15 protein-coding genes are annotated in these 13,806 nt (G+C 64.8%); 13 read left to right on the forward strand and 2 right to left on the reverse strand.

Annotation, left to right across the window (positions count from 1 at the left end; all coding sequences use genetic code 11):
* Positions 1-30: 30 nt before the first annotated feature.
* The gene (locus AC0L3X_RS11615; RefSeq protein ID WP_063980175.1) at positions 31-438 is read right to left on the reverse strand and encodes a TIGR02300 family protein; all 408 of its coding nucleotides are present in this window, start codon (positions 436-438) and stop codon (positions 31-33) included.
* 170 nt (positions 439-608) lie between these two features.
* Here AC0L3X_RS11615 and aroA point away from each other — a divergent pair, with 170 nt between their 5' ends.
* The 13 genes from aroA to AC0L3X_RS11680 all read left to right on the forward strand — a co-directional run bounded on the left by aroA (position 609) and on the right by AC0L3X_RS11680 (position 13,374).
* On the forward strand, positions 609-1,946 hold the full coding sequence (gene aroA / locus AC0L3X_RS11620) for a 3-phosphoshikimate 1-carboxyvinyltransferase (protein WP_063980174.1): 1,338 nt from the start codon (positions 609-611) through the stop codon (positions 1,944-1,946).
* Positions 1,943-2,581: a (d)CMP kinase gene (cmk, locus tag AC0L3X_RS11625; protein WP_063980173.1), complete on the forward strand. Its 639-nt coding sequence runs from the start codon at positions 1,943-1,945 to the stop codon at positions 2,579-2,581. Before aroA ends, cmk begins: the two co-directional genes overlap by 4 nt.
* 266 nt (positions 2,582-2,847) lie before the next feature.
* On the forward strand, positions 2,848-4,551 hold the full coding sequence (gene rpsA, locus AC0L3X_RS11630; RefSeq protein WP_063980172.1) for a 30S ribosomal protein S1: 1,704 nt from the start codon (positions 2,848-2,850) through the stop codon (positions 4,549-4,551).
* Between the two features lie 372 nt (positions 4,552-4,923).
* Positions 4,924-5,904 (forward strand): signal peptide peptidase SppA, encoded by a 981-nt coding sequence (sppA, locus tag AC0L3X_RS11635; protein WP_063980171.1) that lies wholly within the window; start codon positions 4,924-4,926, stop codon positions 5,902-5,904.
* A 171-nt stretch (positions 5,905-6,075) separates the two neighbouring features.
* Positions 6,076-6,381, forward strand: a complete 306-nt coding sequence (locus tag AC0L3X_RS11640) for an integration host factor subunit beta (RefSeq protein ID WP_007598410.1) — start codon at positions 6,076-6,078, stop codon at positions 6,379-6,381.
* Between the two features lie 71 nt (positions 6,382-6,452).
* Entirely contained in the window at positions 6,453-6,845 is a 393-nt protein-coding gene (locus tag AC0L3X_RS11645; protein ID WP_063985960.1) for a lipopolysaccharide assembly protein LapA domain-containing protein, read from the forward strand.
* A gap of 66 nt (positions 6,846-6,911) precedes the next feature.
* Positions 6,912-7,583: a phosphoribosylanthranilate isomerase gene (locus tag AC0L3X_RS11650; protein WP_028149799.1), complete on the forward strand. Its 672-nt coding sequence runs from the start codon at positions 6,912-6,914 to the stop codon at positions 7,581-7,583.
* Positions 7,580-8,797: a tryptophan synthase subunit beta gene (gene trpB, locus AC0L3X_RS11655; RefSeq protein WP_063980170.1), complete on the forward strand. Its 1,218-nt coding sequence runs from the start codon at positions 7,580-7,582 to the stop codon at positions 8,795-8,797. The genes AC0L3X_RS11650 and trpB overlap by 4 nt, the downstream gene beginning before the upstream one ends.
* On the forward strand, positions 8,794-9,630 hold the full coding sequence (gene trpA / locus AC0L3X_RS11660; protein WP_063980169.1) for a tryptophan synthase subunit alpha: 837 nt from the start codon (positions 8,794-8,796) through the stop codon (positions 9,628-9,630). The genes trpB and trpA overlap by 4 nt, the downstream gene beginning before the upstream one ends.
* 112 nt (positions 9,631-9,742) lie before the next feature.
* Complete coding sequence (accD, locus tag AC0L3X_RS11665) at positions 9,743-10,684, forward strand: acetyl-CoA carboxylase, carboxyltransferase subunit beta (RefSeq protein ID WP_063980168.1); 942 nt, start codon at positions 9,743-9,745, stop codon at positions 10,682-10,684.
* Positions 10,681-12,024, forward strand: coding sequence for a bifunctional folylpolyglutamate synthase/dihydrofolate synthase (locus tag AC0L3X_RS11670; protein WP_063980167.1), 1,344 nt, complete (start codon positions 10,681-10,683; stop codon positions 12,022-12,024). Before accD ends, AC0L3X_RS11670 begins: the two co-directional genes overlap by 4 nt.
* Positions 12,025-12,125: 101 nt before the next feature.
* A complete protein-coding gene (locus AC0L3X_RS11675) occupies positions 12,126-12,866 on the forward strand; it encodes a metallophosphoesterase family protein (RefSeq protein WP_063980166.1) in 741 nt (246 codons plus the stop codon).
* Positions 12,867-12,945: 79 nt separating this feature from the next.
* Positions 12,946-13,374 (forward strand): SRPBCC family protein, encoded by a 429-nt coding sequence (locus tag AC0L3X_RS11680; RefSeq protein ID WP_063980165.1) that lies wholly within the window; start codon positions 12,946-12,948, stop codon positions 13,372-13,374.
* A 74-nt stretch (positions 13,375-13,448) separates the two neighbouring features.
* Here the strand turns inward: AC0L3X_RS11680 and trxA are convergent, their stop codons facing one another.
* Positions 13,449-13,769 carry a thioredoxin gene (gene trxA / locus AC0L3X_RS11685; RefSeq protein WP_007598398.1) on the reverse strand — a complete coding sequence of 107 codons (321 nt, stop codon included), beginning with the start codon at positions 13,767-13,769 and terminating at the stop codon, positions 13,449-13,451.
* Positions 13,770-13,806: the final 37 nt, after the last annotated feature.

The following is a 13,806-nucleotide window of genomic DNA, read 5'->3' on the forward strand; positions in this document are numbered from 1 at the left end:
TGCACCCTTTTTCACAGATCAGGGCTGATCTCAAGTCTCTTCATCACCTCCGACATCACCAATGATGTCCGTGACGTCCTCATCGCCCTCTTCGTCGTCGGCGATAAAGGTCGAATCATCGTCGTCATCGTCCTCGATGGTCTCGTCGACCTCGATGTCGTCCTCGGATTCGGGCACCGCGGCCTTGACCTTGCCGGTGTTTTCCTCGGCGTCGGCCTCCTCGAGCGAGACCTCTTCGACTTCTGCCGGCTCCGGCGTGGTGTCGGCAGCCGGCGTGTGGCGAGGTTCGGCGCCGCGAGTCGCGCGGGCCGGCGCCACAGGCGCGATCGGGACGACTTCGCCGGTATAGGGCGAGATCACCGGATTCTTGTTGAGGTCATAGAACTTCTTGCCCGTGGTCGGGCAAATACGTTTGGTTCCGAGTTCGGACTTGGCCACGGCAGGAATCCTGGGAATGTCTGAAAAGCGGTGTTTCACTTGGCTAGTTGGCGGCCCGCTGTCAATAGCGCATTACGGGAGAAAGACATGCCCGTGACGGCGGGCAGACCTTGTGGTACCTGCCCCGCGAGCCCCGCAGGGACGTTTCGGGCCTATCCAAGGACACAAACTTGACTGATTCCGACAAGCCGACGCCGCTTCAGTCGCGCGCAAGCGGTCCCCTGACCGGGAAAGTACGGGTCCCCGGGGACAAGTCGATCTCCCACCGCGCCCTCATCCTGGGCGCGCTCGCGGTCGGCGAGACCCGGATTTCGGGCTTGCTCGAGGGCGAGGACGTCCTCAACACCGCCAAATCCATGCAGGCGCTGGGCGCCAGGGTCGAGCGCACCGGCGATTTCGCCTGGAGGGTGAACGGCGTGGGCGTCGCCGGCTTCGCCGAGCCCAGGGCGCCGCTTGATTTCGGCAACTCCGGCACCGGCTGCCGGCTCGTCATGGGCGCCGTCGCCGGCTGCCCGATTTCGGCGGTTTTCGACGGTGATGCCTCGCTGCGCAGCCGGCCCATGCGCCGGATCCTCGACCCGCTCGAGAAGATGGGCGCCAAAGTGGTGTCCGGCGGCGAGGGCGGCCGTCTGCCGCTGACCGTCCAGGGCGCGCGCGATCCGCTGCCGATCACCTACAAGACCCCGGTCGCCTCGGCCCAGATCAAATCCGCCGTGCTGCTGGCGGGCCTGGCCGCGCCCGGCACCACGACGGTGATCGAGACCGAGGCCAGCCGCGACCATACCGAGCTGATGCTGAAGCACTTTGGCGCCGACATCACCTCCGCGCAGGAGGGTCAGCACGGCCGCCGCATCACGCTCGTTGGCCAGCCCGAGCTGCACGGCGCCACCGTCGTTGTGCCCGCCGATCCCTCTTCGGCGGCCTTCCCGGTCGTCGCGGCGCTGATTGTCGAAGGCTCGGATGTCGTCCTGTCCGACGTGATGACCAATCCGCTGCGCACGGGCCTGTTCACCACGCTGCGTGAAATGGGTGCCTCGATCGAGGAAAGCGAAGTCCGGGGCGATGCCGGCGAGCCCATGGCGCAGCTGCGCGTGCGCGCGTCGAAACTGCGCGGCGTCGAGGTGCCGCCGGAGCGCGCGCCCTCGATGATCGACGAATATCTCGTGCTGGCGGTGGCGGCTTCCTTCGCCGAGGGCACGACCATCATGCGCGGCCTCCAGGAGCTGCGCGTCAAGGAATCCGATCGGCTTGAGGCCACCGCCGACATGCTCCGCGTCAACGGCGTCAAGGTCGAGGTCTCCGGCGACGACCTGATCGTCGAAGGCCGCGGCCATGTCCCCGGCGGCGGCACAGTCGCCACGCACATGGATCATCGCATCGCGATGTCCGCGCTGGTGATGGGCTGCGCCTCCGACCAGCCCGTGACCGTCGACGACACCGCCTTCATCGCCACCAGTTTCCCGGACTTCATCCCGATGATGCGTTCGCTTGGGGCCGAGTTTTCATGATCATCGCCATCGACGGGCCCGCGGCCTCGGGCAAGGGGACGCTCGGCAAGCGCCTCGCCCACCATTACGGCTATCGTCATCTCGATACCGGCGTCATTTATCGCGCGGTGGCCTACGCCGTGGTGGAATCCGGTCATGATCTCCGGGACGAGGCGGCTGCGGTGCAGGCTGCGCTGGAGCTTGATCCCGAAAAGTTCGGCAATCCCGCCCTGAAGACCCAGGAGGCCGGCGAGGGCGCCTCGATCGTCTCGGCGATCCCCAGGGTTCGCGAGGTCCTGCTCAATTTCCAGCGGCAATTCGCCGCCGATCCGCCCGGCGCCGTGCTCGACGGCCGGGACATTGGAACCGTGATCTGCCCCCATGCCGACGTGAAGATCTTCGTCGTGGCCGACCCCAGGGTCCGCGCCCACCGCAGGACCATGGAGGCCAAGGCGAGGGGCGAGGAGGCGGACGAGGCGGCGGTGCTCGCTGACATCATCCGGCGCGACGAGCGCGACAAGAACCGGCCGATTGCGCCCTTGAAACCGGCCCCGGATGCTTACTTGCTAGATAACTCCCAACTGGATATAGAAGGCGGCGTCCGGGCCGCCATCGACATTATCGAGGCCGTCCGAGCGGGCCGGTCGCGGGGTTAAGCCGCCGCCGTCATTGGAGGAAGCGCCCGCTCCCGCTCTTTGAGGTCGATAACCCCGGTCCCCTGTTTGGGCCCGGCGCGATCCAGGCTCCGGACCAAGATTTCCACGTATCGAACGCGCGGGCCTCAGCCGGCCCGCCTCCGCTGTTCCGCCTCCATGCCGGAGCAACGAGCGGTCGCTCGAAGGTCTTGCGGACCTTCCGACACTGCGTGTGCGATGCGCCCATGAACCCAACGGCCGGCACGACATCCGCAACTGGAGAACAAATGGCTTCGATTTCTGCTGATACCTATAGCCCGTCGCGCGACGATTTCGCCGCGATGCTCGACGAGTCCTTCGCAGGTGGCAACCTGCAGGAGAGCTCCGTCGTCAAGGGCAAGGTGGTTGCAATTGAAAAAGACATGGCCGTCATCGACGTCGGCCTGAAGACCGAGGGCCGCGTTGCCCTGCGCGAATTTTCCGGCCCCGGCCGTGAGAGCGAGATCAAGGTCGGCGACGAGGTCGAAGTGTTCCTCGATCGCATCGAGAACGCCCTCGGCGAAGCCGTGCTGTCGCGCGACAAGGCGCGCCGCGAAGAGAGCTGGGGCAAGCTCGAGAAGGCCTTCCAGAACAACGAGAAGGTCAACGGCGTCATCTTCAACCAGGTCAAGGGCGGCTTCACCGTCGACCTCGACGGTGCCGTGGCCTTCCTGCCGCGCTCGCAGGTCGACATCCGTCCGATCCGCGACGTTGCGCCGCTGATGAACAACTCGCAGCCGTTCCAGATCCTCAAGATGGATCGCCGCCGCGGCAACATCGTCGTCTCCCGCCGCACGGTGCTGGAAGAGACCCGCGCCGAGCAGCGTCAGGAGCTGGTGCAGAACCTCGAAGAGGGGCAGGTCATCGACGGCGTGGTCAAGAACATCACCGATTACGGTGCGTTCGTTGATCTCGGCGGTATCGACGGTCTGCTGCACGTCACCGACATCGCGTGGCGCCGCGTCAACCACCCGACCGAGGTGCTCTCGATCGGCCAGACCGTGAAGGTCAAGATCATCAAGATCAACCACGAGACGCACCGCATCTCGCTGGGCATGAAGCAGCTGCTGGACGATCCGTGGCAGGGCATCGAAGCCAAGTACCCGCTGGGTGCCCGCTTCACCGGCCGCGTCACCAACATCACCGACTACGGTGCGTTCGTCGAGCTCGAGCCGGGCATCGAAGGCCTGATCCACGTCTCCGAGATGTCGTGGACCAAGAAGAACATGCACCCCGGCAAGATCGTTTCGACCTCGCAGGAAGTCGAAGTGCAGGTGCTGGAAGTCGATTCCGTCAAGCGCCGCATCTCGCTCGGCCTCAAGCAGACCATGCGCAACCCGTGGGAGGTCTTCGTCGAAGGTCACCCGACCGGTTCGGTGGTCGAAGGCGAGGTCAAGAACAAGACCGAGTTCGGTCTGTTCCTGGGCCTCGAGGGCGACGTCGACGGCATGGTCCATCTCTCCGACCTCGACTGGAAGCTTCCGGGCGAGCAGGTGATCGACAACTACAAGAAGGGCGACGTGGTGAAAGCCGTGGTGCTCGATGTGGACGTCGAGAAGGAGCGTATCTCGCTCGGCATCAAGCAGCTCGAAGGCGACCCCTTCGCCGAGCCGGGCGATGTCAAGAAGGGCGCGGTCGTGACCTGCGAAGTGCTCGAAGTGAAGGAAAGCGGCATCGAGGTGAAGATCACCGGTACCGACTTCTCGACCTTCATCAAGCGTTCGGAGCTCGCCCGTGACCGCAACGACCAGCGCGCCGAGCGCTTCGCCGTCGGCGAGAAGGTCGATGCCCGCGTGATCCAGTTCGACAAGAAGGCCCGCAAGGTCCAGGTGTCGATCAAGGCGCTCGAAGTCGCCGAAGAGAAGGAAGCCATCGCGCAGTACGGCTCCTCCGATTCGGGGGCGACGCTCGGTGACATTCTCGGCACCGCGCTCAAGAACCGCGACAAGTAAGCGAAACGCCTGTTTCGCAACCATCAAAGCCCCGGCGCGAGCCGGGGCTTTTTTGTTGCGGCGGCATACCATTGTCGTCCCGGACAAGCGCAGCGAAGCGGAGCGCCGATCCGGGGACGCATACCCACGGGGAGTGGTTTGACGAAGACTCGGAGTGGGCGCCTCGCGTCACACTCCTTCTTGTGGTTATGGGTCCCCGCGCCCCGTGCGCAATTGCGCACTAGGCGGGGATGACATCTGAGTGCTTGGCTACCATCCGGGCTACGCCAGCCTTGTTTTCTTCAAATTACGCCGCAATTGATGTATCCAGATAAGCCAATGGTCACGCTGTGACGGCACAACGCGCCCAGCCTTTCATTTGGAGATATTCCGATGTCGCTCGATTCGGACATCATCGTCGATCGTCGCAGGATACGTCGCAAGCTGACGTTCTGGCGCGTGATGGCTGCGCTGATCGCGATCGCGGCGATTGCGGGCTTTGCGCTGATCGCAACACCCGGTGCGCGCGGCACGTTCGCATCCGCCGGCTCGATCGCGCGGGTCCAGATCGATGGCCTGATCCGCAGCGACTCCGATCGCACCCAGGCGCTGGAGCGACTGGAGAACTCGCAGGCCGCCGCCGTCATCATTCACATCAACTCGCCGGGTGGCACCACCGCCGGTTCCGAGCAGCTTTACGATTCGCTTGTGAGGCTAAAGGCGAAGAAGCCGCTCGTCGTCGTGGTCGAAGGCCTCGCCGCGTCCGGCGGTTACATCACCGCGATCGCGAGCGACCACATCATTGCCCAGCAGAGCTCGCTGGTCGGTTCGATCGGCGTGCTGTTCCAGTTTCCCAACGTCACGGAGCTGCTGAAGACCGTCGGTGTGAAGGTCGAGGAGGTCAAATCCTCGCCGCTGAAGGCCGCGCCGAACGGTTTTGAGCCGACCAGCCCCGAGGCACGCGCCGCGCTCGATGCGCTGGTGAAGGATTCCTATGCCTGGTTCAAGGGATTGGTGAAGGAGCGGCGTGGCATGGATGACACGCAGCTCGAAAAAGTCGCCGATGGCCGCGTCTTCACCGGACGCCAGGCGATCGATCTCAAGCTGATCGATCAGCTCGGCGACGAGAAGACCGCCGTGACCTGGCTGGTCGAGCAGAAGGGCGTCAAGAAGGGCCTCACCGTCCGCGATTACAAGCTCCAGCCCCGCTTTGGCGATCTGCCGTTCCTCAAAACGGCTGCTGTCGTTACGCTGGAAGCGCTTGGTTTGGGCTCGATTGCGCATCAGATCGGGCAAACCGGCGTCACGCAGGCCGTCGATCGGCTCGGAATGGATGGAATGCTGGCCCTGTGGCAGCCGGCCGCGTCAAATTGATGGAACCGGGCGAGCTTCAGAGGCTTTTCCCGTCTGGCGGGTAGCGGGGCAGCCCGCTTTTTCGGCATTTGTCACGCATTTTCCCGACGCTCAACCTTCATTTAGCGTCTTGACAGATCACAGTATTTTCACGGAAATGGTCATCCGCACGCTTCCGGGTCCTATCTCTCGATGATCAAATCCGAACTTGTTCAGCGTATCGCCGAGCACAACCCGCATCTGTACCAGCGGGATGTCGAGAACATTGTGAATGCGATTCTCGAAGAGATCGTAGCGGCTCTCGCGCGCGGTGATCGCGTCGAGTTGCGCGGCTTCGGTGCCTTCTCGGTCAAGCATCGCCCTGCGCGCGCAGGGCGCAATCCGCGTACCGGCGCCCATGTGCCCGTCGATCAGAAGAGCGTTCCGTTCTTCAAGACCGGCAAGGAAATGCGCGAACGGCTGAACCGCGACCATCCGGATCCAGGCGCGCCAGACTGAGACCGGCGTCAGGGTTTTCCGCGGTCGCGAGCGATGCGGCCGGAAGCTTGATTCAAGGCGAGCGAAGCGAGATGCGAAAGTTCCTGACCGCGCTGATCGTGATTCCGCTGGGCCTGATCCTGGTGACCTTCGCCGTCGCCAACCGGCATTTCGTCACGGTCTCATTCGATCCCTTCATTACGAACGACCCGTCATTCTCGGTGACGCTGCCGCTGTTCCTTCTCCTCATCCTGGTGGCTGCCCTCGGGGTCCTCGCGGGCGGCTGCGCGGTCTGGTTCGGCCAGCGGCGCTGGCGGCGCGCGGCGCGCCGGAATGATGCGGATGCACGGGCTGCCAGGACCGAATTGGCCGATCTGCGGGCCCAGGCGGCCGCAGCGAAGCCCCAGCCCCAGCGCCTCCCCGTTCCCTCCGGGGTGGGCCTTTACGGGCCCATCGGACGAGACAAGCAGCGCGCGACGTTGTAGAAGCGGCCGCAACCGAAAACCCGGTTTTCCGGCCGCAGACCCGCGGCCTTCACCTGCTTCGAGACCATGTCCCTGCTCGTCAAAATCTGCGGCCTGTCCACGGGCGAGACGCTCGAAACAGCGCTCGACGCCGGCGCCGACATGGTGGGGTTCGTGTTCTTTCCGCCGTCGCCGCGGCACGTCTCTCTCGAGCTTGGCCGCGACCTCGGCCGCCAGGTGAAGCGGCGCGCGCTCAAGGTCGCGCTCACGGTCGATGCCGATGACGCCACGCTCGACAACATCATGGACGCGCTGTCGCCGGATATCCTTCAACTTCACGGCAAGGAGAGCGTCGCACGGCTGCGCGACATCAAGCAGCGGTTCGGCCGCCCGGTGATGAAAGCGGTGCCGGTCGCAACCGCCGCCGATCTCGCCGTGCTGCCTGGCTACGCAGAGGTTGCCGATCGCATCCTGTTCGACGCGCGGGCGCCAAAGGACGCGACACGTCCCGGCGGCCTCGGCGCGGCCTTCGATTGGCGCCTGCTCGAAAACCTGGAACTCAAGCTGCCGTATATGGTCTCGGGCGGACTTGACGCCCACAACGTCGCCGAGGCCCTTCGGGTCACGCGCGCCGGCGGCGTCGACGTTTCCTCCGGTGTCGAGAGCGCCTCCGGCGTCAAGGATCCCGAGATGATCAAGGCCTTCATTCGCGCCGCGCGCGCCACCCAAGATGCAAGTCAAGAGTTGAGCGTTCGATGAACATCGCCAAACCAAACTCCTACCGCAGCGGCCCCGACGACCGCGGGCACTTCGGCATTTTCGGCGGCCGCTTCGTCGCCGAAACCCTGATGCCGCTGATCCTCGATCTGGAGAAGGCCTACACGGCGGCCAAGGCCGATCCGGCCTTCCAGGCCGAGATGAACGGCTATCTCAAGAACTATGTCGGCCGGCCTTCGCCGCTCTATTTCGCCGAGCGCCTCACCGAGCATCTCGGCGGCGCCAAGATTTACCTCAAGCGCGAAGAGCTCAACCACACCGGCTCGCACAAGGTGAACAACGTGCTCGGCCAGATCATGCTGGCACGGCGCATGGGCAAGAAGCGCATCATCGCCGAGACCGGCGCCGGCCAGCACGGCGTTGCTACCGCGACGCTGTGCGCGCGCTTCGGCCTCGAATGCGTGGTCTATATGGGCGCCGTCGACGTCGAACGGCAGCAGCCCAACGTCATCCGCATGGAGATGCTGGGCGCAACCGTGGTCCCGGTGCAGTCGGGCACGCGCACGCTGAAGGACGCCATGAACGAGGCGCTGCGCGACTGGGTCACCAACGTGCACAACACGTTCTATTGCATCGGCACGGTGGCGGGCCCGCATCCCTATCCGACGCTGGTGCGCGACTTCCAGTCGATCATCGGCAACGAGACCAAGACGCAGATGCAGGAGGTCGAGGGACGCCTGCCGGACTCGCTGGTCGCCTGCATCGGCGGCGGCTCGAACGCGATGGGCCTGTTTCATCCGTTCCTCGACGATCCCTCCGTCGAAATCTTTGGCGTCGAAGCCGCCGGCCATGGGCTCACGCAACTGCATGCGGCCTCGATCGCAGGCGGCCGTCCCGGCGTGCTGCACGGCAACCGCACTTATCTCTTGATGGATGCGGACGGCCAGATCCAGGACGCGCATTCGATCTCCGCCGGCCTCGACTATCCCGGCATCGGCCCCGAGCATTCCTGGCTGCACGAGATCGGCCGCGTCAACTATCTCTCCGCGACCGATGACGAGGCGCTCGCAGCATTCCAGTTGCTGTCGCGGCTGGAAGGCATCATCCCCGCGCTCGAGCCCGCGCATGCCATCGCCAAGGTGATGGAGCTCGCGCCGAAGCGGCCGAGAGATCACCTGATGGTCGTCAATCTCTCCGGCCGCGGCGACAAGGACGTCCCGCAGGTCGGCGACATCCTGAGGGGCAAGAGCAAGTGACCACGCGTATCGACACCCGTTTCGCCGAGCTGAAGAAAGCGGGCCGCTCGGCCTTCGTCACCTATGTGATGGCCGGCGATCCCGATCTCTCGACGTCGCTCGATATCGTCAAGGCGCTGCCCAAGGCAGGCGCCGACGTCATCGAACTCGGCATTCCCTTCACCGATCCGATGGCGGATGGTCCCTCGATTCAGGCTGCAGGTCTGCGCGCGCTCAAGAACGGCATGACCTTGAAGAAGACGCTGGAACTGGTGGGCGACTTCCGCAAGGACGACAACGTCACGCCGCTGGTGCTGATGGGCTATTACAATCCGATCTACATTTACGGCGTCGACAAGTTTTTGGCCGATGCCAAGACGGCCGGCGTTGACGGCCTGATCATCGTCGATTTACCGCCGGAGGAAGACGACGAGCTCTGCATTCCCGCGCTGAAGGCGGGCCTGAACTTCATTCGCCTCGCGACCCCGACCACCGACGACAAGCGCCTGCCCGCGGTGCTCGCGAATACATCAGGCTTTGTCTACTACGTCTCTATCGCCGGCATCACCGGAGCCGCGGCGGCGGACGCGAATGCCGTCGGTGAAGCTGTCGCGCGCATCAAGCGGCATACCAAGCTGCCGATCTGCGTTGGTTTTGGCATCCGCACGCCAGAGGCGGCGCGCGCCATTGCCGAGAAGGCCGATGGTTCGGTGGTTGGCACCGCGCTGGTCGACGCGCTCAAGAACAGCCTCGACGCCGAGGGCCGGGCGACCGCCAAAACCGTTAACGCCGTAGCCGAGCTGACGGCGGCCCTGGCCCAGGGTGTCAAGGGCGCGAAAGCTGCGGCCGAATAGGCCATAATTCCGCTTCTGGGGCGGGCGAACACGGCGGCTTGCCGGGCAGAGGCCCGGCCGCCATATATCCTTCAGGCGGTCCCTCCGCGGGGCTCGCACATCGGAGCAAACCATGAACTGGCTTACCAATGTGGTCCGGCCGAAGATCCGCAACATGCTGCGGCGGGAGACGCCGGAGAATCTGTGGATCAAGTGCCCGGATTCCGGACAGCTCGTGTTCTACAAGGACGTCGAGGCCAACCAGTTCGTCATCCCCGGCTCGAACTACCACATGCGCATGGGCGCGGTGGCGCGTCTGAAGTCGATCTTCGACAACGAGACCTGGTACGACGTCGCGTTGCCCGACGTCACGCCCGATCCACTCAAGTTCCGTGACGAGAAAAAGTACGTCGACCGTATCAAGGATGCCCGTGCGCGCACCAATCTGAACGATGCGATCAAGGTCGGCTATGGCAAGCTCGAAGGCGCCGCCGTCGTCGTCGCCGTGCAGGATTTCGATTTCATGGGCGGCTCGCTCGGCATGGCCGCAGGCGAAGCGATCGTGCGCGGGCTGGAGCTCGCCGTCGAGAAGAAGTCGCCGTTCATCGTGTTCGCCGCATCGGGCGGCGCGCGCATGCAGGAAGGCATCCTGTCGCTGATGCAGATGCCGCGCACCACGGTCGCGGTGCAGATGCTGCGCGAAGCAAAACAGCCCTACATCGTCGTGCTGACCAACCCGACCACCGGCGGCGTCACAGCGTCCTACGCGATGCTGGGCGACGTCCAGATCGCCGAGCCCGGTGCGCTGATCGGCTTCGCCGGCGCGCGCGTGATCGAGCAGACCATCCGCGAGAAATTGCCGGAAGGCTTCCAGCGCGCCGAATATCTGAAGGATCACGGCATGGTCGACATGGTCGTGCACCGTCACGAACTGCGCCCGACCCTGGCGCGGCTCTGCCGCCTGCTGACCAGGGCGCCGGCGCAGGAAGGCGCATCGAAATCGGTGCAGCCGGTCGTCAGTCCGGCGCAGATCGTCTCGGCCGCCGAGACGGCGCCGGCCGCGCCGCACGCGTGAACGCGTCCTCTGACAGCGCAAAGCCGCCGCTCGGTGAATTGATCGGGCGGCTGTCGGCCCTGCATCAGAAGCGCATCGATCTCGGGCTGGAGCGGATGCACCGCCTGCTCGAGCGGCTCGACCACCCTGAACGCAAGCTACCGCCGGTGATCCACATCGCCGGCACCAACGGCAAGGGCTCGACGCTCGCTTATCTGCGCGCGACGCTGGAGGCCGCGGGCCTGCGGGTCCATGCCTACACCTCGCCCTATCTCGTCCGCATCAACGAATGTTTTCGTCTGGGCCGTGTCGGCGGCGGGGTGCTGGTCGGCGACGATGAATTGCGCGCGGTTCTGGAAGAGGTCGAGCGGGTCAATGCCGGCGAAGCCGCGACCGTGTTCGAGCTGAAGACCGCGGCTGCCTTCCATCTGTTCGCGCAGAACCCTGCCGATGTCGTGCTGCTTGAGGTCGGCCTCGGCGGTCGGCTCGATTCGACCAATGTGGTCGACACACCGGCAGCCTGCGTGATTACGCCCATCAGCATGGACCACATGGATTTCCTCGGCGATACGCTGACCTCCATCGCCGGCGAGAAGGCGGCGATCATCAAGCGCGGCGTGCCCGTGATTTGCGCCGAGCAGACGGGCGAGGCGATGGCCGTGATCGAGGCGCAGGCGAGGCACATGCGCGCGCCGCTGTTTGCCGCGGGCGAGAGCTGGCACGTCAATGTCGAGCACGGGCGTCTGGTCTATTCCGACGATCGCGGCCTGATGGATCTGGCGGCGCCGCGCCTGTTCGGCCGCCACCAGTTCGACAATGCCGGTCTTGCGATCGCGACGCTGCGCGCGATTCCGGCTTTCAAAGTCAACCAGGCGGCCTTCGAGGCGGGCATCGTCGGCGCCGAATGGCCGGCGCGGATGCAGCGCATCACCTCGGGCGAGCTGCTCGCGCTCGGACCGCAGGGCTCGGAGATCTGGCTCGACGGCGGCCACAATGCCGAAGGCGGGCGCGTCGCGGCGGCCGCGCTCGGCGATCTCGAAGAGCGGGTGTCGCGTCCGCTGGTCGTGATCGCGGGCATGATGGCCAACAAGGACGCGCAAGGTTTTCTCGCCAATTTCGCCGGCCTGACCCGTCACATCATCGCGGTGCCGATCCCCGACACCGAGAATGCGATGGCGGTCGACCGCCTCGCGGATGCCGCGCGCAGCCTCGGCATGCGCGTCGAGACCGCGCCCGGCATCGAAGCCGCGCTACGCGGCTTGGCGAAGCTCGCCTACGAGGTGCCACCGCGCATCCTGATCACCGGCTCGCTTTATCTTGCCGGCCACGTGCTGGGCATCAACGGCACGCCTCCTGCATAGAGGGGCGTAGCCCGGATGGAGCGAAGCGTAATCCGGGGCCTTGATCGCTTGCGGCGTGATCCCGGATTGCGCTTCGCTCCATCCGGGCTACAGGAATCTCAATGCGTTTCGCCGCGATCGCCGACGTTCACGGGAACCATCTCGCGCTGGAGGCGGTGCTTGCCGACATCCGCGCGCAGGGCATCGCCGACATCGTCAATCTCGGCGACATGCTGAGCGGCCCGCTCGATGCGCGCCGGACCATCGAGATCCTGATGCAGCTCGACGCCGTGCACGTGCTCGGCAATCACGACCGCTACCTGCTCGATCGCCCGCCGGAACAGATGGGATCGTGGGACCGTCCAGCCTACGAAGCGCTCAATGCCGCGCAACTCGACTGGCTGCGCGCGCAGCCGATGACGCGGGTGTTTCGCGAGCAGGTTTTCCTCTGTCATGCGACGCCCGATGACGATGAGGTCTATTGGCTCGATACCGTGCATCCCGACGGCACGGTGGCGCTCTCGCCGCTCGACCGCATCGAGCAGTTCGCGCAGGGCGTCACGCAAACGCTGATCCTTTGCGCGCACACCCATCTTGCCCGCGCGGTGCGGTTGCGCGACGGCCGGTTGATCGTCAATCCCGGCAGCGTCGGCAGCCCCGGCTATCGCGACGTGCATCCATTCCCGCATGTCGTCGAAGCCGGCACGCCGCACGCGCGCTATGCGATCCTTGAGCTCGTTGACGGTGTTTGGCAGGTGACGTTCCGGCACGTCGCATATGACCACGAGGCGATGGCCGTACTCGCGCGCCGCAATGGCCAGCCGGAGCTGGCGAATGCATTGGCGACGGGGTGGGTTGGATAGAGGCGCTTCGTCCCGGTTGCCTCGACTCCTCAATAAGCGCGCTTATGATGAGCGTACATATTAAGGAGGGCAGCGTGCGATGAACGACGACAATGTCTGGCGGGGCGAATACGCGGTCGAGACATCGGCAGCCCCGGAGACGGTCTGGAGCATCTTCCGCGATGTGCCGGGTTGGAAAACCTGGAACGCAGGTATCGAGCAGATCGACATTGACGGGCCATTTGCGGCAGGGACCTGGTTCACGATGAAGCCTCCCGGCGAGGAGGCGCTGCGCTCGCAGTTGATCGAGGTCCGCGAGAACGCGTGCTTCATCGACGAAACGCGAGTCGGCGATCTCGTCATTAAGGTCGCCCATCGCATCGAATCCCTTGGGGCAGGGCGCACACGGATCGTTTACGCCGTCGACGCGCGAGGGCCGCAAGCGTCCGAGATCGGTCCGGCTGTCGCGTCGGACTTTCCCGATGTTCTCGCCAGTCTCGCCAAACTCGCCGAAACGAGATCGGCATGATTGACGTCGAGCAAAAATAAAACGGCCGGCGTGTTGCCGGCCGTTGAAGAATTCTCAGTTACACGTGCCGCGGATCAAACCGCGGACGTGATCCACTGCTGAAGCTTCGCCTTCGGCGCGGCGCCGACCTGACGGGAGGCCATCTCGCCGCCCTTGAAGATCATCAGCGTCGGGATCGACATCACGCCATACTTGGACGCGGTCTTCGGGCTCTCGTCGACGTTGAGCTTGACGATCTTGACCTTGTCGCCCATCGCGCCGGCGATCTCGTCGAGGGCGGGTGCGATCATGCGGCAGGGGCCGCACCATTCGGCCCAGAAATCGACGACCACAGGGCCGTTCGCCTTGAGCACTTCGGCTTCGAAATCGGTATCGGAAACCTTGCCAACGGCCATTGGAGCACCTCGTACGGTTGAAAGAGAATCGGCGCGA

The organism is Bradyrhizobium sp. MI1.7 (genome assembly GCF_055811795.1).